Here is a 19,360-nt window from a genome sequence, read left to right on the forward strand (position 1 = left end):
ATAACACCTTCCGCGCCCTGCCCCCGTTTCAGAAAGCCTCTTCCATGGTCAAGCTCAACAAGATCTACACCCGAACCGGCGATGACGGCACGACAGGCCTGGTGGCCGGCGACCGCCGCCCGAAATACGATCTCCGGATCGAGGCCTACGGCACCATCGACGAGACCAACGCTGTGATCGGCCTGGCGCGGCTGCATACGGCCGGGCATGCCGATCTCGACGCCATGCTGATGCGCATCCAGAACGACTGCTTCGACCTTGGTGCCGATCTTGCAACACCCGAAACCGGCGAAAAACCGGAATACGAGCCTTTGCGGATTGTCGATGCCCAGGTTGATCGCATCGAATCCGACATCGATCAGCTCAACGCCGATCTCGAACCCCTTCGCTCCTTTGTTCTGCCGGGCGGAACAGCCGCCTCGGCCCATCTCCACCACGCCCGCACCGTGGCCCGCCGGGCGGAACGCCTGATGGTCGAACTCTCAGACCGGGAGGGCGAGGCCGTAAACCCGGCCGCCATCCGCTACGCCAATCGCCTGTCCGACTTTCTTTTCGTTGCCGCACGCTGGGTCAATGATCGCGGCCGAACGGATGTGCTTTGGGTTCCCGGCAAGAACAGGTAGCCTCTGTCCAACCACTCACCCGCCGGACTGGCCCAGACGGATACCTCGCGATGTTCATTCCCTTGCATGATACCAACGATCTCAAGTACATCAGGCTGCAATGGGTCACCTGGTCACTGATCGCGCTCAACGCGATTGTCTGGGGTATCACCGAGCTCGCCGGCGCCTACAGCGAATTTACCACCGCCACCGTTCTGGGCCTCGGCTTCATCCCCTCGGTTGTCAACGACATTGCCGAGCTGCCCCCGTCACTGGTTCTGGTCCCCGAAAACGCCACCTACGTCACTTACAGTTTCCTGCACGGAGACCTTTTGCATCTGGGCTCGAACATGATCTTTCTCTGGGTTTTCGGCGACAATGTCGAAGACGCCTTGGGCCATATCAAGTTCCTCATTTTCTATTTCGCCTGCGCGGCCGCGGGAGCCCTCGCTCACGGTTTGATGCTGCCCACATCCGACAGCCCGCTGATCGGCGCATCCGGTGCGGTCGCCGGCATCGTTACCGCCTATCTGATGCTGCACCCCAAGGTCCGGATCTGGGTTCTTGTGCTCGGACGCATTCCGCTGCCGCTGCCGGCCTTCATTCCGCTGCTGATCTGGGTGGTGTTCCAGTTTTACATGCTGGTCACGGATATCGACGGCGACGTGTCATGGGCGGCCCACGTCGGTGGCATGATTGCCGGTGCGGCACTGGTTCTGGTGTTCCGCCGCTCAGGGGTGCCATTGTTCGACCGCAGAATCGACAGTCCAAAGGCAGTCGTCCATAAAACGACGAAACCGGAACCTGTGAACGCAGCATCGCCAGCGTCTCCTCCAAAGTGGGGGCGGTAGCTGGTCAGGTAGAAAATTGACGAACACGTAAACGTCATTTATCTCGCATTGCAAAATCTCCTGTGCTGTTGCGATTGAATTTGGAGAAAAAACGCGTATCCATGTCGCCAATCGACTATCCGGTTGGCGTCAGGACAGGCAAAAACCGGATCGATGGTCTGAATGCCGGAGGTTCCGGGCCCATCAGGACACGGCCGAAACAATGAGGCCTAGTAAATTGAGGAAGGCAAACCGATGAAAATTCTCGTGCCGGTCAAGCGGGTTGTTGACTACAATGTCAAGATCCGGGTCAAACCAGATGGCAGCGGCGTCGATCTCGCCAATGTGAAGATGTCGATGAACCCGTTCGACGAAATCGCCGTCGAAGAAGCCCTGCGGCTTCGCGAAGCCGGCAAGGCGACCGAAGTGGTCGCGGTGTCGATCGGACCGGCCAAGGCAGAGGAAACCTTGCGCACGGCTCTCGCCATGGGCGCCGACCGGGCAATCCTGGTGGAAGCAGACGGGATCGTTGAACCGCTTGCTGTGGCCAAGATCCTCAAGGCGATTATCGGCGAGGAAAACCCGGACATGGTCATCCTCGGCAAGCAGGCGATTGATGACGACTCCAACCAGACCGGCCAGATGCTCTCCGCCCTGCTCGGCTGGAGCCAGGCCACATTCGCTTCCAAGGTCGAGATCGGCGACGGTTCGGCCGACGTCACCCGTGAAGTCGATGGCGGTCTGCAGACCATCTCGGTGAAGCTGCCCGCAATCGTCACCACCGACCTGCGCCTGAACGAGCCGCGCTATGCCTCGCTGCCCAACATCATGAAGGCCAAGAAGAAGCCGCTCGACAAGAAGACCACGGCTGATTACGGCGTCGACACCGCGCCGCGTCTCGAGGTCATCAAGACCGAGGAGCCGGGCGGCCGCAAGGCCGGCGTCAAGGTCGGCTCAGTTGCCGAACTTGTCGACAAGCTCAAGAACGAAGCAGGCGTGCTGTAAGCGCGGGAAAGGAAGAAAAACCATGGCCATTCTCATTATTGCCGAACATGACCACGCTTCGCTGTCCGACCAGACCGCAAAGGCCGTCAGCGCAGCCACCCAGATCGGCGGCGAGGTCCACATCCTCGTCGCTGGCAAGGACGCCAAGGCAGCCGCCGAAGCAGCCGCGAAGCTCGATGGCGTCGCCAAGGTGCTGCATGCCGAGGGCGACGAGTATGCCAACCGGCTGGCAGAACCGCTTGCCGATCTCGTTGTCTCGCTGGCTGACGGCTACGACACGCTGATGGCGCCTGCCACCACGAGTGGCAAGAACGTCATGCCGCGGGTTGCGGCCCTTCTCGACGTGATGCAGATCTCCGACATCATTGAGGTCATCTCGGCGGACACCTTCAAGCGTCCGATCTATGCCGGCAACGCGCTGCAGACGGTCAAGTCGTCCGACGCAAAGCGGGTCATCACGGTTCGCACGGCCTCTTTCTCGGCTGCGGGCGAAGGCGGCTCGGCTTCGGTCGAGAGCACCGCTTCGGCTGGCGATCCCGGCCTGTCCAGTTTCGTCAAGGACGCAATCGCCGAAAGCGATCGTCCCGAACTGACCTCCGCCAAGGTCATCATCTCCGGCGGCCGCGCGCTCGGTTCCTCCGAGAAGTTCCAGGAAGTCATCCTGCCGGTGGCGGACAAGCTCGGAGCCGCCGTCGGTGCATCGCGTGCTGCCGTCGACGCGGGCTACGCGCCCAACGACTGGCAGGTCGGCCAGACCGGCAAGGTCGTTGCACCCGAGCTGTACATCGCTTGCGGTATTTCGGGCGCCATTCAGCACCTTGCCGGCATGAAGGACTCCAAGGTCATCGTCGCCATCAACAAGGACGAGGAAGCGCCGATCTTCCAGGTGGCGGACTACGGGCTGGTCGCTGACCTCTTCGAAGCCTTGCCGGAGTTTGAAAAAGCGCTCTGAACCATCAGAATTTGACCCCAAGATCAATGGCCGGGCTGGACGTCTCCATCCCGGCCATTTAGGTTCTTGCTCTGGGTGCGCTGCAGCGAGCGCACAGGATGGCATCCTAAAATCAGTCAGGCGGGTCAAATGGGCAACCAGATCAAGAGTGTCGGCATTATTGGCGCGGGACAGATGGGCGGCGGCATTGCACATGTCTGCGCCATGGCGGGTTACGATGTCAGCGTGCACGACGTCTCTGAAGATACGCTTCAGGACATGCTGGCAACCATCAGCGGCAATCTCGCCCGGCAGGTTTCTTCCGGAAAGACAACCGAAGCCGAACGCGAGGCAGCCCTGTCCCGGATCAGCTTCGCGCCTGAGATGAGCGGCCTTGCGGCGATGGATCTCGTCATCGAGGCGGCAACCGAAGACGAGACCGTCAAACGCAAGATCTATCAGCAGCTCTGCCCGCTGCTCAATCCCGAAGCCATTCTCGCCACCAATACATCGTCGCTGTCGATCACCCGGCTTGCCTCTGCAACCGATCGCCCGGAGCGCTTCATCGGCATTCATTTCATGAACCCGGTTCCGGTGATGAAGCTGGTCGAGCTGGTGCGCGGCATCGCCACCGAAGAAGTCACCTTCAACACGGCCCGCAGCTTTATCGACACGCTCGACAAGACCATTACCGTTGCTGAAGATTTCCCGGCCTTCATCGTCAACCGCATCCTGCTGCCGATGATCAACGAGGCCATCTACACGCTCTATGAAGGTGTCGGATCTGTCGATGCCATCGACACAGCCATGAAGCTTGGCGCCAACCACCCGATGGGGCCGCTGCAGCTCGCCGATTTCATCGGGCTCGATACCTGCCTGTCGATCATGCAGGTGCTGCACGACGGTCTATCGGATTCGAAATACCGGCCTTGCCCCCTGCTGGTCAAATATGTCGAGGCTGGATGGCTGGGCCGCAAATCCGGCCGCGGCTTTTACGATTACCGCGGCGAGACGCCCATTGCGACACGGTAAGCCCGATGAAAGCCAGTACCTTGCGCCGCGGCATGAACCTGTGGCCGCCGTTTCTGTTTTCCGGAATCCGCATTCGCCAGATCAGCGCTGATTTTCGCGCCGTGGATGTCGAACTGCGCGAGCGCTTCTACAACAAGAACTATGTCGGCTGCCATTTTGGCGGCTCCCTGTTTGCCATGACGGATCCGTTCTGGATGCTGATGGTGATGCGCAGTCTCGATCGCAGTTACACCGTCTGGGACAAATCGGGCGAGATCGAATTCCTCCGGCCCGGCCGCGGAACAGTCACCGCCAGTTTCCGGCTTACGGACGAGGACCTCGAAGACATTCGGGCCAACACACGTTCCGAAGGCGACGTCCATCTGCGCTCTTTGCCGGTCGATATCGTCAACGACAACGGCGATCCCGTCGCCCGCGTGACCAAGACCCTGCACATCCGCCGTAAGGCCGATACCCGCAGCCGCATCGGCGGCTGACCTGCCTCCGGTCCCCCGCGACCAGCGCTTCGTGAAGCCACGGGCATTTGTGGCACGGAACCAACCGGATTGCTGCAAAGGCGTGGACGCAGGCTTCGCTCGCGGCGCTTCCTCAAATGTCCTTGAGACCCTCGACCAGGGCCTTGGCGTCAGCGCTGGCCCACTCCGCAGGGCCGTTCATGGCGCCCAGCATGCAGCCATCCTTGCCGATCATCAGCGTCACCGGCAGCCCGAAAGCGAGACCTACCTTCTTCAGCGTGTTGAACACACCCATCGACGCGTCACGATAAAGCCCCAGATTGGCAACCCCGATTTCGTCGAGAAACGCCTTTGGCTTGGCGACATCACCGGTGTCGATGTTGATCGCCAGCACCTTGAAATCCTCATCGCCCAGCTCTGACTGCAGCTCGGCCAGCGCCGGCATCTCCGCCCGGCATGGCGCACACCAGGTCGCCCACAGATTGACCAGCAAAGCCTGACCGGAAAAATCGGCCAGCGTCAGCCCTTCACCCTGCTCGGACACGAAAGCAAGCTCGGGAAGTACGACCGGCTCGTCGCGGACAGTCATCGCCGCCACCTCGCCCTTGGCGAGCGGCTTGAGCGCGGCAGGCATCGCCGGATCGGCCTTGCAGGCGGCGGCGCCAGCCGAGGCCAGACTTTCCTGCCCCGGCGCATTGCCAGACGGCGATGCTTTCCAGTATATCCCGGCTGCCCCGACAGCGGCGCCCAGACCGATTGCAATTGCAACCAGGGCACCGGTGGACAGGCTTTTGCGCGATTGGCTCATGACAAACTCCAAGGCAGGCTCATGTCGACAGATAAGGACAAACAGGCGTCAAACCAGATGTGGGGTGGCCGATTTGCCTCCGGACCAGATGCCATCATGGAAGAAATCAACGCCAGCATCGATTTCGACCGCAAGCTCTATGCCCAGGACATTCGCGGTTCCCTCGCACATGCGGCCATGCTTGCCAAGACTGGCATAATTTCGTCCGAGGACTGCGACAAGATTTCTCACGGGCTGAACACGATCCTGTCAGAGATCGAGAACGGCAAGTTTGTCTTCTCGCGTCAGCTCGAAGACATCCACATGAACATCGAATCCCGCCTCGCCGAACTGATCGGCCCGACCGCCGGCCGGTTGCACACGGCACGCTCGCGCAACGACCAGGTCGCCCTCGACTTCCGCCTCTGGGTCAAGGAAGAACTGGGACGCACCGATGCTGCGCTGACCCGGCTGATCACTGCCTTTCTCGACAAGGCAGAGCAGTATGCCGACACCGTCATGCCCGGCTTCACCCATCTTCAGTCGGCCCAGCCGGTCACCTTCGGCCATCACTGCATGGCCTATGTCGAGATGTTCGGCCGTGACCGCCAGCGTGTGCGCCACGCCATCGAGCACATGGATGAAAGCCCGCTCGGCTCGGCAGCTCTTGCCGGCACCGGCTTTCCCATCGACCGCGAGATGACCGCAAAGGCGCTTGGCTTCCGCGAACCTACCCGCAACTCGATCGACACCGTCTCCGACCGCGATTTCGCGCTCGAGTTCCTCTCGCTCGCTTCGATCTGCGCCATGCACATGTCGCGCCTGGCGGAAGAAATCGTCATCTGGTCGACGCCGCAATTCGGTTTTGTCCGGCTTTCGGATGCCTTCTCCACCGGCTCCTCGATCATGCCGCAGAAGAAGAACCCCGATGCGGCTGAGCTGGTCCGCGCCAAGACCGGCCGCATCAACGGCTCGCTGATCGGCCTGCTGACCATCATGAAGGGCCTGCCGCTGGCCTATTCCAAGGACATGCAGGAAGACAAGGAGCAGGTCTTCGACGCCGCGGAAAGCCTGGAACTGTCGCTTGCAGCCATGACTGGCATGGTCAGCGACATGGAGATCCGTGCAGACCAGATGCGCAGGGCTGCCGGCTCCGGTTATTCGACAGCAACCGATCTGGCCGACTGGCTGGTGCGCGAGGCGGGCCTGCCATTCCGCGACGCTCATCACGCCACCGGCCGTGCCGTCGCCATGGCCGAGCAGAAGGGCTGCGATCTTGCCGAGCTGACATTGGCTGACCTGCAGTCCATCAATCCGGCCATCACCGAAGGTATCTTCGACGTGCTGACCGTCGATGCCTCCGTAGCCAGCCGCCAGAGTTTTGGCGGCACCGCACCGTCGCAGGTCCGCAAGCAAATCGCCTGGTGGCGCGCCCGCGTCTAGGATCCGGGGCGACAAACCGGGTGCACAGCGCACCAAAAACCTGTATGCCCAATTCTGTATTTTGGCTCCCGCACCAGACGAACCGCGGGCTATTGCGAGGAACAGCGAATGACGACCGGCCCATGGATAAAAACGACCTGCGCAGTGGCCCTGCTCGGTGCGGTTCTGACCGGGTGCGGCCGCAAGGGCGACCTGGAGCGCCCGAACGTCGCCCCAGCACCCGCCGGCACCGCTCAGGAAGCTGCCCCCGCCGCCCCGGTCAAGGAGCGGTCTTTCATCCTTGATGGTCTTCTCGAATAGGCACGCCCAGTGAACCACTTTGAATATCGCGATGGCATCCTGCATGCCGAAGGCGTCAGCCTGCCCGACATTGCAGCCCAGGTCGGCACCCCGTTCTATTGCTATTCGACCGCGACACTGAGCCGCCACTACAAGGTGTTTTCCTGCGCGTTCTCAGACATCGATTCGATGGTCTGCTACGCCATGAAGGCCAATTCCAACCAGGCGGTGCTGAAGACCCTGGCGCAGCTGGGCTCTGGTGTCGACGTGGTCTCGGAGGGAGAATTGCGCCGCGCGCTGGCTGCAGGCATTCCCGCCTCGAAGATCATGTTTTCCGGCGTCGGCAAGACCATTCGCGAGATCGATGCTGCACTGACTGCTGGGATCTACTGCTTCAACATCGAATCCGAACCCGAGCTCGAATTGCTCAATGCCCGTGCCCTGAGCATGGGCAAGGTGGCGCCGATCTCCTTCCGCATCAACCCGGATGTCGACGCCAGGACCCATGCCAAGATCTCGACCGGCAAGAAGGAAGACAAGTTTGGCATTTCCTGGCAGCGCGCCCGGGCCGTCTATGCACACGCGGCCAGCCTGGAAGGCGTCCGTGTCACCGGCATCGACATGCATATCGGCAGCCAGATCACTGATCTGCAACCCTTTGACGACGCCCTCAAGCTGATGGTCGAACTGATCGGCACGCTCCGCGCCGACGGCCACACCATCGACCATTTCGACATCGGCGGCGGCCTTGGCGTGCCCTACCGCGACGACAATTCGACACCCCCCGATCCGGATGCCTATGGCCAGATGGTCAAGGCGCGGCTGCGCGATCTCGGCTGCAAGGTCATCCTCGAACCGGGCCGCCTGATTGTCGCCAATGCCGGCGTGCTGGTGTCCGAAGTCATCTACATCAAGGATGGCGGCGACAAGACCTTCGTCATCGTCGACACCGCCATGAACGATCTCATCCGGCCGACGCTCTACGAGGCCTGGCACGAGATCCGCCCGGTCAGGCTGTCAGCCGCAAACGCACCCCGCATCCGCGCCGATATTGTCGGCCCGGTGTGCGAAAGCGGCGATTACTTGGCCAGGGACCGTGAGATGTCGGCGTTAAAGTCTGGCGACCTGATCGCTGTCGGCTCGGCCGGGGCCTATGGGGCCGTGCAGGCGGGAACCTACAACACCAGGCTGCTGGTTCCCGAAGTACTGGTGCATGAAAATCAGTTTCACGTCGTTCGCCCGCGCCCATCCTATGACGATCTGATCGGTCTTGATTCACTGCCTGACTGGCTCGATTGAGCACCGGGCTTTGCAGCCACCGGCGCCCACTTCCGGGACAAGATCCCCGGAGGGTGACAATGGCGCTTCACTTTTTCGGCAATTGCCTCGCCTTGGCCGCAAAGACTGCTATCTTCTTTTCCGACGCTGAAGGAACGTAAGATGGCAGGCAAGGCCGACAGCACGCGAAACCACTCGGATGGCTCCGGTTCCGTGGGCCCCGGCAAGGGAGCGCCCCGGTCCGTGGCGTTCGCCCGTCTGCGCATGCGTCTGAACCTGTCGCTCGGTCGCATGCTCACCCTCGCGGCCCCGCTTCTGGGTGTCGCAGCCATCTTTCTGAGCCTTTCCTGGTTCGGGGTTTTCCGGATCGTGCCAGACTGGCTTCGTCTGGCAGGCCTCGGTCTTTTCGGGCTCGGCTTTCTGGCAGCGCTCCGGCCTCTCATGGGGTTCCGGCAACCGACCGTCCGCGAGATTGACGAGCGTCTCGAAGCACAGAACCGCATCGCCAACCAGGCCATCACCACCCAGGACGACACCATCGCGGCGAAAGACCCTTTCGCCCGTGCACTCTGGCTCGAACATCGCCGCCGGATGGCCGAGAAGATCGGCACGCTGGAGACCGGTATTCCTCGCTCGAGCCTGCCGGAGCGAGATCCCTGGGGCATCCGTGTCGCCATCGCTCTGTTGCTGTTCGTGGCTTTTGGCTACTCGTTCTCCGGACAGTCCGGCAGACCGTCCGATGCCTTTGTCAGCCACAGCGGCACCCAGCCTGCCGAATACCGCATCGATGCCTGGATCACGCCGCCATCCTATGTCAACCAGCCGCCCGTCTTCCTCACCGGGCTGGAACGCGAGCCGGGAGAACCGGTCAACGCCATCGAAGGCAGCCAGATCACCGTCCGCGTCGGCGGCAGCGCCGAAGACGCGCAGGTTCTGTGGGGCGCTGACAGCCAGTCACTGGTCCCGATCGAGCCGGTTGATGCCGCCACGGCAAACCGGGTCCTGCCGGCAGGTGCTTCGAGCTGGACGATCACACCGAAATCCGGTGGCGAACTGAAAATCATGGCCGGCCGGTCCGAGGCTGCCTTCGCCATCAACCTGCTTGCGGACGAACCGCCTGTTGCCAGCTTCGCCGACACGCCGCGCCGTGCCGTCAATGGTGCGCTGGAACTCGACTACACGTTGTCAGACGATCACGGCCTTGCCAGCGCCGAGGCCGAAATCGTTCCGGCCGCCGACCCTTCTCCTGACGCCCGGCCGCTGTTTGATCCGCCCAGATATCGCCTGCGTCTGCCGCGCCGCTCTTCGGAGGACAACCGCGCGGTGGCAAGCCATGATCTGACCGAACACCCGCTGGCCGGTCAGAAAGTCCGCATCACCCTGGTCGCCACAGACGGCGCTGGACAGCAGGGCCGCAGCGAAACCGTTGAAACCGTGCTTCCCGGCAGGCGTTTTTCAGAGCCGCTCGCAGCCGCGGTGGTGGAACAGCGCGGCGTGCTGGCGCTCGATGCCAACAACATAGGCCGTGTGTTTGACCTTTACGAAGCACTGACCATCGCGCCGGAAGAAACCATTCCCAACCTGACCCACTACCTGTTGCTTGAATCGATCCGCGGCCGGCTCGTCTATTCCCGCACGGAAGACGACCTGCGTGACGCCATCGACTACATGTGGAGCGTCGCCCTGCAGATGGAGGACGGCAACCTGTCGCTTGCGGAGCGCCGCCTGCGCGATGCCCAGAATGCGCTTGCCGAAGCTCTGGAAAACGGCGCCAGCGACGAAGAAATCGCCCGTTTGATGGATGAACTCCGCCAGGCCATGCAGGAATACATGCGCGAACTGGCCCGGCAGGCGCCAAACAGCCAGAACCAGGAGCAGCAGGCGATGCCCCAGAACATGCTGCGCCAGCGCGACCTCGACAACATGCTCGACCAGATTGAGAACCTGGCTCGTTCCGGCGCCCGCGATCAGGCCCAGCAGATGCTGCAGGAACTGCAGCGGATGATGAACAATCTGCAGGCCGGAAGGCAGCAGCGCCAGCAACAGCAGGGCGGCCCGATGCGCCAGCAGATGGACAAGCTCGGCGAATTGATGCGCGAGCAGCAGCAGCTGATGGATGAAACCATGCGCGCCGACCGGGAACGCCAGAGCCAGTCCGGCGAAGGCCGCGACCGCCAGCAGCAGGGTCAGCAGAATCCAGGCCAGGGGCAGGACCAGGGTCAGCAGGGTGAAGGCCAGCAGTCACTCGAAGACATGCTGGGCGCGCTCGGCCGCAGCCAGCAGCAGCTCCGCGATGCCCTCGGTCAATTGCAGAGCGACCTGGAAGGCATGGGCATTCAGCCCTCGGAAGGTTTTGGCGAGGCCGGAGAGGCCATGGGCGATGCCGCGGGCAACCTTCAAGGTGGAGAAACCGGTCAGGCGCTCAACGATCAGGGCCGAGCCCTGCAGGCGCTCAGGCAGGGCGCCGAGGACATGATGAACCAGATGATGCAGGCCATGGGCAATGAGCAGGGTGAGGCCGAGGGCCAGGGACCGGACCGCAACGGAAACCGCGCGGCGGATGACCGCGATCCGCTGGGCCGCCCGCGGGCAACCACCGGTCCGGATTTCGGCAGCCGGGTCAAGGTTCCCGACGAAATCGATATCCAGCGCGCCCGCGAGATCCTCGACGCCATCCGCAAGCGGCTGGGTGATCAACTCTCGCCGGAGCTGGAGAAACGCTATCTCGAGCGCCTGCTCGACCTGCAGTAGGACTGGGAGCCTCAGGCCGCCTGCTGGGTCAGCGCCTCTGCGACCGCTTGCCGGATGTCGGGCAGCGTAAATGGTTTCGGCACCACATCGACCACGATCTTCATCAGCGGCTCGGCCCGCTCGCGCTGTTCGGCATAGCCGGTCATCAGCAGGATCGGCATAGCCGGGTTGTTCTCCGCCGAGGCGGTGGCAAGGGCAATCCCGTCCATCACCGGCATTCGGATATCGGAAAGAAGCAGATCGAAGCTGGTCTCCAGAAGGTAATCCAGTGCCTCGGCGCCATCACCCGCCTCGACCACTTCGTGCCCATCCATGACAAGCGCCCGCGCCACAAAGCGCCTGAGCGAGTCTTCGTCTTCGGCGATCAGAATCTTTGCCATGGTGTTCTTCCCTTGTTCAGGAGAGGAAACTAGGACGCAAATCTTGCCGCAAGATGAACACATTACGCATTTTGACAGCGTCCGTCACCTGGTCGCTGCCGCGTAACCGGCTCAAGCGTCGCCCTTGACCACGCCGACAAACGGCAGCTCGCGGAAAGCGTAGGCCACGTCCATTCCATAGCCGACGACGAAATAATCCGGGCATTCAAAACCGACATAGTCGGCATCGAGATTGCCCTCGCGGCGGGAGCGTTTGTCGAGCAACACCGCAATATCCACGTGATTGGCACCACGTTCATACATCAGATCGCGGGCGAATCGCAGCGTGCGGCCAGATTCGAGAATATCGTCGATCAGCAGGACATCACGCCCCTTCACGTCGCTGTCGATGTCCTTGATGATCTTAACGCCCTGGCTGGTGGTTCCACGGCCATAGCTCGACAGCGTGATGAACTCGACCTCCGGCGCAAGCCCGGCATCGTGCAGGGCACGGATCAGATCGGCTGCAAAAATGAACGATCCCTTGAGGATGGAAATCACCAGCAGATCTTTTTTCGGGCTGGCGGCGATCTCTTTCGCCATGGCGCGATTGCGGGCCGCAATCACATCCGGCGTAAACAGGGGTTCGATGTTTTTTCCGCGCACAACCGGCATTCGCGCTCTCCAGGACATTCCGTCTAGTGTGAGCGCCCACTCCTAGAGCCCTTCGCTCGCAATTGGAAGCACTTTGATCTTGCAAACCCCGGTCCGCGGCATGGTGGCGATCAGGTTTTACAGAATTGCGACGGCAACAAGGCGCCGTTAAAGCGGGCCGTTGCTCAATTGCCGGCCGGCCGAATCATCAGGATAGACCCCGCGCGCTCAATCCGGGCGGGGCGCGGCAGCGCCGCGGTGTAACCACCTGCCGAGGCCGGTGGCGTTTCCAGCGGAACAGCCGAGGTAACCACCGGATCGGGCAGAACCGCAGCCGGGGTTCCAACCACCTGAGCCGTCGTGCTGATCCTGTGGCCCTGCTTCAGGTTGCCGGCCTCCGCAATCAGCGCATGGCCGCCAGCCAGCCAGAAGGCAATCCCTGCCGCCATGGCTGAGATCAAGAAGGCAAGCAACATCCCCTGTGATATCGTCCGGCCCACCCGGACCGTGGCTTTCGCATGACTGAACACATCGAGACGCTCCCCCTGGGACATCGTTCTCACCGCAAAATCGCGCGGCACCGGACCATCAGCTTCGGGCTGCACCAGTCGGGATTTGAAAACATTGCCGGATCGAGCAGTGTTCGAGCGTGTCAAAAACAGGTCACGAGGCGCGGAAATCGCTTCGAAACTGGCGTCCTCGACATCGCGGACACGCTTTATCCGAGGTTGCCTGGTTCGCTCCGGCATCAGCAGGTCAGCGGTTCCCGGCTCAATGGCATGTGCCGCGCGATGTGAAACGCCCATCATGCACTCCTTTTCCGCCCCCGCGCTGCCCGGGGGCATTGAAACATCTCTTACCGATCCGTAAATGAAAATGGTTAACGCTTGGCGAACAAGCCGCGTGTACCAGCCCGCAAGGCGGACGTATTAACGCGGCATTAACCATGCCCGGCGAGTGTGCGGACGGTCGCTGCGCAAAACCACCACCAGGACAGGAAGTGACTGTTGATCCATTTCGAAAATGTCGGTTTGCGTTACGGGATGGGCCCCGAGGTCCTTCGTGACCTCACTTTCGACATCCCCAAGGGATCGTTCCAGTTTCTCACCGGCCCCTCCGGCGCAGGCAAGACCACGTTAATGCGGCTTCTTTTCATGTCGCTCAAACCGACACGTGGACTGATTCGCATGTTCGGCCGCGACATTGCCGTTATCCCCGGCGAGGAGTTGCCCCTGTTGCGCCGACGCATCGGAATCGTATTTCAGGATTTCCGGCTGCTTGACCACATGACCACCTACGAAAACGTCGCCCTGCCGTTGCGCGTGCGCGGCAAGGATGAGGCAAGCTATCGCTCCGACGTGATCGAGCTGCTCAAATGGGTCGGACTTGGCGAGCGCATCAACGTGCTCCCTCCGGTCCTCTCGGGCGGGGAGAAACAGCGGGTCGCCATCGCCCGCGCCTTGATCGATCAGCCCGAGGTGCTGCTTGCCGACGAGCCCACCGGCAACGTCGACCCGCCGATGGCAAGGCGCCTGCTGAACCTGTTTACCGAACTCAACCGGCTCGGAACCGCCGTCGTGATCGCAACCCACGACCTGACCCTGATGGACCGGGTCGATGCACGCCGGATGATTCTGACGGGAGGGCGGCTCGACATCCATGACTGAGCGCGCAACCAACCAAAACCGCAGCAAGCGCCGCGCCGATCCGAAGCGGGACCGCCTGGTCAGCTTGCGCCCGATGGCGCCGATCGTTCCGCCGGTCAATGTCTCCGGCCGTGCTCTGATGGTGGTCATCGCCATCATGTCATTTCTCTGTGCGCTGACCCTCGGTGCGGTTACCATGGTGCAGGAAAAGGCCGAAGCCTGGCAGAGCGATGTCTCCCGCGAAATCACCATCCAGATCAAGCCCGATGACGGGCTTGAGATGGAGACCGCGCTCTCGGAGGCCAGAACCATCGCTCTTTCCTTCCCCGGCACGCTGAGTGCCGACATTGTCGACCGTGCCGCCACCTCCCGGCTCCTGGAGCCTTGGCTCGGCGAAGGGTTCGACATGGACGAACTGCCGGTGCCACGGCTGGTGATCGTCACCATCGACGAGACCGCCCCCCCGGACTTTGCGGCCATCCGGCAGAAGCTTGCCGAGGCAGTTCCTGCCGCGGTGCTCGATGATCACAGGGCCTGGGCCAACCGCCTGATTTCGATGGCTCGGATCACGGTCCTCATCGGGGTCGGCATCCTGACGCTGATGTTTGCCACCACCATGCTGACGGTCATCTTCGCCACCCGCGGCGTCATGGCCGGAAATCGTCACATCGTCGAGGTTCTGCATTTCGTCGGCGCAGAAACCAGCTTTATCGGCGCCGAGTTCCAGAAGCGCTTTCTGTTGATCGGCCTTAAGGGTGCGGCTGCCGGCGGCAGCGTAGCTGCGCTCGGTTTTCTTCTGCTTGCCGCATGGCAATCCAATTCGATGGCAACCGCCTTGAACGATCAGGTCACAGCCCTGTTCGGCCGTTTCACCCTGAGCGGTGCGGGCTATTTCGGTATCGTCGGCATCGTCATCCTCATCTCCGCGATGACCGCCGTAACGACCCGACTGACCGTCATCCGCACCATCCGCGAGATTGACCGTCAGCGCGCCGATCCCTCACTCGCAGAAATAGGTTAGCTTGCCCGGCTTTTGCCGCAAATCCGACTGGTCCTTGCCGGAATCTCAAGGTATTCATGGATCATGAGCGTGGACAACGCACAATCTGAACCGGCCCCGGCCGCGACTGCCAAGACGGGCGCGTTGCATCGTCTGCGGCGGGTGGGTGACCATGGCCTGCGCATTGCCACGGTTGCAGCCATTGTCGCGGTGGCGTTGATTGCAATGGGATTTTTCCGGTTCACCGACACGATCTCCGAATTGAAGGCAACCGGCATTCCCAGCGAGGTCGACGCAATCGTGGTCCTCACAGGCGGGTATCAGCGAATCGATCAGGCCCTGGCGCTCCTGGAAGAGGGCGTTGGCGAACGGTTGCTGATCTCGGGCGTCAATCCATCCACCAGCAGCGCCGCCTTGCGCCGCGCGACCGGGACCAAACTGGCCACTTTCGACTGCTGTGTCGACATCGGTTACGAAGCGCTCGATACCATCGGCAACGCCAATGAAACCGCCGGTTGGATACGCCAGCGGAACTATGACCGCATTCTGGTGGTGACCAACAATTACCACATGCCGCGCAGCCTTCTGGAGCTCTCCCAGGCAAGCCCCGACGTCACGTTTCTGGCCTATCCTGTCACCCACACGGATCTGAAAACCGAGACCTGGCTGTCCGACCCGATCGCCTTGCGCACGCTGTTCATGGAATATGCCAAGTACTCGCTCGCCCGGCTGCGCTACTGGAGTGGCGCCAAGCCAGGCAGCGGGTTGCGTGCTGATGCTGCAGGCAGAGAGCCGATATCCGCCAGGCTTGAATGATTTTTCCCGCGCTGCAGGTTTTCCGCCGACCTTCGATGGTGTAACCCGGACGCAAGGCTCGGTCTGACAGGTTGAACGAGCCAGATGCTAATCCGGAATTTTCGATGCTTGCCCTTCGGTCCATACTTTTCAATCTCGCATTCTACATCAACCTGATCGTCCGGATGATCGTGTTCTCGCCCTATTACTTTCTTGCTGAACGCAAGAAAGCCTGGAGCGTGCCGAAGAATTGGGTGCGCGCCAACCACTGGCTGCAGGCGAAGATTGCCGGGACTACATTCGAGATCGAAGGTCTCGAAAATATCCCCGAGGGCGGCTACATTTTCGCACCCAAGCATCAGTCCTTCTGGGATGCCTATGCTTTGCTGCCCTGGCTCGACGATCCGGTCTACATCCTCAAACGGGAACTGATGTGGATCCCGCTTTTCGGCCAGTACGTCTCGAAGATGAAGATGATCCCGGTCAATCGCGGCGCCCGCGGCAAAGTCATGGCCGAGGTGCTGGAGCGCACCAAGCGCGAGATCGACAGCGGCCGCCAGCTGATCATCTATCCCGAGGGTACGCGTCGGCCGGCCGGCGCTCCGCCCGATTACAAATACGGCATTGCCCGGCTGTATCGTGACCTTCAGGTCCCGGTGGTCCCCGTGGTCATGCATCCGGGCCTGTTCTGGCCGCGGCGCAAGTTCCTGCGCTTTCCTGGCCATTTCAAGGTGCGGGTTTTGCCGCCGATCGCACCTGGCATGGATCCTGACGCCTTCATGGAGAAGCTCGTCGAGGTCATGGAAACCGCCAGCGACAAGCTCCTGGTCGAGACCGTCGAGGCCAATCCGCAAATTCCATTGCGCGAACATGCGAAGCGCCGCTTGCGCGAGCTTGGCGCGCTGCCCTCTGATCCCCGCCTTCAGTGACGGGCGGTGAAGGTATCAGCTGCCAAGCCGCTGCACGATCGCTTCAAGATGATGGTCGCTGATCCGCAGCGTCTTGAGGTGATCGACCGTGTTGATCACATAGTCCTCATTCGGGCCTGACTGGCCCACAGCACCCGAGACTTGCATATAGGCCTCCTCGATCGACAGGGCGCCGGCATACTGCTCGTGGGTCCGGTCAACCACATAGGTCAGAGCGCGGACAGCGCGGCCATCGTCCAGCCGAACCTTGCGGATTGTCTCGAGATACACATTGGTCACGAGTTCGCGTTCGCGCAGATAGGCGGTCACCATTTCCCGGTTTGCGGGCCGGACCCTGAACGCCACTCCGTGGCACGAACCGCCACGGTCAAGCCCCAGCACCAGCCCTGGCCGCTCCGGCGTGCCGCGGTGAACGAAGGAGCGAACACATAACGCCCGGTGATAGCCAAACAGCTGCGCCTGCCGGGCTTCCTCATGTTCGAATTCTGGCCGCCACATCAGCGATCCGTAGCCAAACACCCAAAAATCGTCCATATCCCAGCCCATGTTTCGTGCGCACGCAGCCAGCCTCGTAGATCCAGCCCGCACCTATTCGCATGCTGGCCCTTATTGCAGGCCGCACATGGAGAACGCAATGCCCTCAGCCACCAACGCCTCATCCTCTGTATCACGGAAATTTATGTGGCTTGCAGGCGCAATCATTGCCGGCGGAGTGCTCTGGACGGCGGGTTGGTACGCTTTCGCAGCCAAGGTCGAGGCCGATCTGCCCGCAAGGCTGGCGCAACTTGCCGGACCCGCTGCCAGCGCCGAGTGCATCAGCGCGGATGTCCGCGGTTACCCGTTCCGCTTCGGCGTGTTCTGCGAAAGCTTGAGCTATGAAAATGCGGCCGAGGGAATCAGCGCCAATGCCGGCGCCTTCCGCTCGGCGGCCCAGGTTTACCGCCCGCAACATGCAGTCGCCGAGATCGACGGCCCCTTTGTGCTCAGCTCCACCGGCCTTTCGCTGCGCGCTGACTGGCAAGTGCTCAAGGCCAGTGCGCGGGCGACGACCAACGGGCTTGAACGCGGTTCAGTCGAGGCGCGTAACATCAATTTCGACATGGACTGGGCCAGGCTGGCCGGGCGGTTCGGCTTTCAAGCGGAAAAGATCACCGCCCACGCGCGGCGCAACGGGCCAGACCTCGACCTCGCCACCTATGCCGAGGATCTGCGCAGTGATCTTATTGCCGGGCTGACGGCCAGAACCCTCGTGCTCGAAGCCACGCTGACGGATCGGTCAAGCCTTCTCGAAATCCCCTTCGTTCCGCTCCAGGGCCCATTTGACGCGGTGCTGCACAGTTTGAAGATCGGTTTTGATGAAACCACTTCAATCGAACTGACTGGCCCTGTCCGGATCGACGCCGGCAACCGGATCTCAGGCGATCTCGAACTGACGATCAGCGATCTTCAGCGCTTCACCGAGCGGGCAGCGGATCTTGACCAGAAAACCGCCGATCTCTTCAAGCAGTTCGGTCCGGCGATTGCAGCGCTCGACACCAGGCCCGGCGATGACGCCGTGAGCCTGCCCCTGACGATCAACAACAATCAGGTCTCACTCGGCTTCATCCCGCTTGGCCAGCTGCCGGCCTTTTGAGATTATTCGGCTGCTCCGGGAACGTCCGCCTTGCCGGCATTTCGTCCAAAGTCCGGCGCATCGGTGTCCTGACCGGCTTCGATGATGGAGCGGCGAATGCCGCGGGTGCGGGTAAACAAATCGAACAGCTTGTCGCCGTCGCCCCAGCGGATAGCCCGTTGCAGCGATGAAAGGTCCTCGGAAAACCGCGCCAGCATCTCGAGGATCGCGTCCTTGTTGTGAAGGCAGACGTCGCGCCACATCACCGGGTCGGAGGCCGCCAGACGGGTGAAGTCGCGGAAACCCGACGCAGAGTACTTGATCACCTCCGACTGGGTCACCGCCTCCAGGTCATCTGCGGTCCCGACAATGTTGTAGGCGATGATGTGCGGCAGGTGCGAGACGATCGCCAGAACCATGTCGTGATGATCCGGATCCATCCGTTCGACCGTCGACCCGCAAGCCCCCCAGAATGCGGCGAGACGATCGACGGCCTGTGCATCGACATCTGCCGCCGGGGTCAGAATGCACCAGCGGCCTTTGAACAGCTGTGCAAAGCCTGCTTCCGGGCCGCTCTGCTCGGTACCGGCGATCGGGTGCCCGGGAATGAAATGGACCGTCTCAGGCATGTGCGGCTGCATCTGCCGCACCACCGAGGCCTTGGTCGAGCCGACATCAGTCACGATTGCGCCCGGCTTGAGATGGGGTCCGATCTCACGCGCCACCGCTTCCGAAGCGCCCACGGGGACGGAGACTATCACCAGATCGGCATTGGCGACGGCTTCTGCGTTCGAGCTGAAATAGCTGTCGCCCAAGCCGAGCTTCCGTGCGGCCTCGAGCGTTGCTTCACTTCGCGTGGCAATTGCGACATGACCGGCCAGCCCCTCGGCGCGGATCACGCGCGCCAGGGACGAACCGATGAGGCCGATGCCGATCAGCGCGATGGTCTCAAACAGCGGTTTTGTCATGATC

The 19,360-nt window shown here is 61.8% G+C and carries 21 protein-coding genes; 15 read left to right on the plus strand and 6 right to left on the minus strand.

Annotation, left to right across the window (positions count from 1 at the left end):
* Nucleotides 1-44 precede the first annotated feature (44 nt).
* The 6 genes from CRO46_RS07480 to CRO46_RS07505 all read left to right on the plus strand — a co-directional run bounded on the left by CRO46_RS07480 (nucleotide 45) and on the right by CRO46_RS07505 (nucleotide 4,876).
* Nucleotides 45-623, plus strand: coding sequence for a cob(I)yrinic acid a,c-diamide adenosyltransferase (locus CRO46_RS07480; RefSeq protein ID WP_097106646.1), 579 nt, complete (start codon nucleotides 45-47; stop codon nucleotides 621-623).
* Nucleotides 624-673: 50 nt separating this feature from the next.
* The gene (locus tag CRO46_RS07485) at nucleotides 674-1,453 is read left to right on the plus strand and encodes a rhomboid family intramembrane serine protease (RefSeq protein WP_097106647.1); all 780 of its coding nucleotides are present in this window, start codon (nucleotides 674-676) and stop codon (nucleotides 1,451-1,453) included.
* A gap of 234 nt (nucleotides 1,454-1,687) precedes the next feature.
* Entirely contained in the window at nucleotides 1,688-2,437 is a 750-nt protein-coding gene (locus tag CRO46_RS07490; RefSeq protein ID WP_097106649.1) for an electron transfer flavoprotein subunit beta/FixA family protein, read from the plus strand.
* A 22-nt stretch (nucleotides 2,438-2,459) separates the two neighbouring features.
* Nucleotides 2,460-3,389 (plus strand): electron transfer flavoprotein subunit alpha/FixB family protein, encoded by a 930-nt coding sequence (locus CRO46_RS07495; protein ID WP_097106651.1) that lies wholly within the window; start codon nucleotides 2,460-2,462, stop codon nucleotides 3,387-3,389.
* Nucleotides 3,390-3,518: 129 nt separating this feature from the next.
* The gene (locus CRO46_RS07500) at nucleotides 3,519-4,400 is read left to right on the plus strand and encodes a 3-hydroxybutyryl-CoA dehydrogenase (RefSeq protein WP_097106654.1); all 882 of its coding nucleotides are present in this window, start codon (nucleotides 3,519-3,521) and stop codon (nucleotides 4,398-4,400) included.
* 5 nt (nucleotides 4,401-4,405) lie between these two features.
* Entirely contained in the window at nucleotides 4,406-4,876 is a 471-nt protein-coding gene (locus CRO46_RS07505; protein WP_097106656.1) for a DUF4442 domain-containing protein, read from the plus strand.
* 112 nt (nucleotides 4,877-4,988) lie between these two features.
* On the opposite strand, the gene tlpA is transcribed toward CRO46_RS07505, so the two are convergent.
* Nucleotides 4,989-5,663, minus strand: coding sequence for a thiol:disulfide interchange protein TlpA (gene tlpA, locus CRO46_RS07510; protein WP_097106658.1), 675 nt, complete (start codon nucleotides 5,661-5,663; stop codon nucleotides 4,989-4,991).
* Nucleotides 5,664-5,684: 21 nt separating this feature from the next.
* Here tlpA and argH point away from each other — a divergent pair, with 21 nt between their 5' ends.
* The 4 genes from argH (at nucleotide 5,685) to CRO46_RS07530 (ending at nucleotide 11,393) form a co-directional block, all read left to right on the plus strand.
* Nucleotides 5,685-7,085, plus strand: a complete 1,401-nt coding sequence (gene argH / locus CRO46_RS07515; RefSeq protein WP_097106660.1) for an argininosuccinate lyase — start codon at nucleotides 5,685-5,687, stop codon at nucleotides 7,083-7,085.
* 108 nt (nucleotides 7,086-7,193) lie between these two features.
* A complete protein-coding gene (gene lptM, locus CRO46_RS07520) occupies nucleotides 7,194-7,385 on the plus strand; it encodes an LPS translocon maturation chaperone LptM (protein WP_097106662.1) in 192 nt (63 codons plus the stop codon).
* Between the two features lie 9 nt (nucleotides 7,386-7,394).
* Nucleotides 7,395-8,663, plus strand: a complete 1,269-nt coding sequence (lysA, locus tag CRO46_RS07525; RefSeq protein WP_097106664.1) for a diaminopimelate decarboxylase — start codon at nucleotides 7,395-7,397, stop codon at nucleotides 8,661-8,663.
* Nucleotides 8,664-8,804: 141 nt separating this feature from the next.
* Nucleotides 8,805-11,393: a TIGR02302 family protein gene (locus tag CRO46_RS07530; protein WP_097106666.1), complete on the plus strand. Its 2,589-nt coding sequence runs from the start codon at nucleotides 8,805-8,807 to the stop codon at nucleotides 11,391-11,393.
* An 11-nt stretch (nucleotides 11,394-11,404) separates the two neighbouring features.
* Here the strand turns inward: CRO46_RS07530 and CRO46_RS07535 are convergent, their stop codons facing one another.
* From CRO46_RS07535 to CRO46_RS07545, 3 genes are all read right to left on the minus strand, one after another.
* Nucleotides 11,405-11,773 carry a response regulator gene (locus tag CRO46_RS07535; RefSeq protein WP_097106668.1) on the minus strand — a complete coding sequence of 123 codons (369 nt, stop codon included), beginning with the start codon at nucleotides 11,771-11,773 and terminating at the stop codon, nucleotides 11,405-11,407.
* 111 nt (nucleotides 11,774-11,884) lie between these two features.
* Nucleotides 11,885-12,427, minus strand: coding sequence for a hypoxanthine phosphoribosyltransferase (gene hpt / locus CRO46_RS07540; protein ID WP_097106670.1), 543 nt, complete (start codon nucleotides 12,425-12,427; stop codon nucleotides 11,885-11,887).
* A gap of 164 nt (nucleotides 12,428-12,591) precedes the next feature.
* Complete coding sequence (locus CRO46_RS07545) at nucleotides 12,592-13,212, minus strand: hypothetical protein (protein WP_143438972.1); 621 nt, start codon at nucleotides 13,210-13,212, stop codon at nucleotides 12,592-12,594.
* 201 nt (nucleotides 13,213-13,413) lie between these two features.
* On the opposite strand from CRO46_RS07545, the gene ftsE reads away from it, so the two are divergent.
* From ftsE to CRO46_RS07565, 4 genes are all read left to right on the plus strand, one after another.
* A complete protein-coding gene (gene ftsE, locus CRO46_RS07550) occupies nucleotides 13,414-14,073 on the plus strand; it encodes a cell division ATP-binding protein FtsE (protein ID WP_097106675.1) in 660 nt (219 codons plus the stop codon).
* Complete coding sequence (locus CRO46_RS07555; protein ID WP_097106677.1) at nucleotides 14,066-15,073, plus strand: cell division protein FtsX; 1,008 nt, start codon at nucleotides 14,066-14,068, stop codon at nucleotides 15,071-15,073. The genes ftsE and CRO46_RS07555 overlap by 8 nt, the downstream gene beginning before the upstream one ends.
* A 63-nt stretch (nucleotides 15,074-15,136) precedes the next feature.
* Nucleotides 15,137-15,868: a YdcF family protein gene (locus CRO46_RS07560; RefSeq protein ID WP_244577817.1), complete on the plus strand. Its 732-nt coding sequence runs from the start codon at nucleotides 15,137-15,139 to the stop codon at nucleotides 15,866-15,868.
* A 104-nt stretch (nucleotides 15,869-15,972) separates the two neighbouring features.
* Complete coding sequence (locus CRO46_RS07565; protein ID WP_097106679.1) at nucleotides 15,973-16,776, plus strand: lysophospholipid acyltransferase family protein; 804 nt, start codon at nucleotides 15,973-15,975, stop codon at nucleotides 16,774-16,776.
* 15 nt (nucleotides 16,777-16,791) lie between these two features.
* Here the strand turns inward: CRO46_RS07565 and CRO46_RS07570 are convergent, their stop codons facing one another.
* Nucleotides 16,792-17,310 (minus strand): gamma-glutamylcyclotransferase, encoded by a 519-nt coding sequence (locus tag CRO46_RS07570; protein ID WP_097107610.1) that lies wholly within the window; start codon nucleotides 17,308-17,310, stop codon nucleotides 16,792-16,794.
* A gap of 100 nt (nucleotides 17,311-17,410) precedes the next feature.
* Between CRO46_RS07570 and CRO46_RS07575 the strand changes: the two genes are divergently transcribed.
* Nucleotides 17,411-18,409, plus strand: a complete 999-nt coding sequence (locus CRO46_RS07575) for a DUF2125 domain-containing protein (protein WP_179758989.1) — start codon at nucleotides 17,411-17,413, stop codon at nucleotides 18,407-18,409.
* 2 nt (nucleotides 18,410-18,411) lie between these two features.
* Here the strand turns inward: CRO46_RS07575 and CRO46_RS07580 are convergent, their stop codons facing one another.
* Nucleotides 18,412-19,356 (minus strand): prephenate/arogenate dehydrogenase family protein, encoded by a 945-nt coding sequence (locus CRO46_RS07580; protein WP_097106683.1) that lies wholly within the window; start codon nucleotides 19,354-19,356, stop codon nucleotides 18,412-18,414.
* Nucleotides 19,357-19,360 lie beyond the last annotated feature (4 nt).

This window comes from Parahoeflea halophila (genome assembly GCF_900220985.1).
Lineage (GTDB): Bacteria > Pseudomonadota > Alphaproteobacteria > Rhizobiales > Rhizobiaceae > Hoeflea > Hoeflea halophila.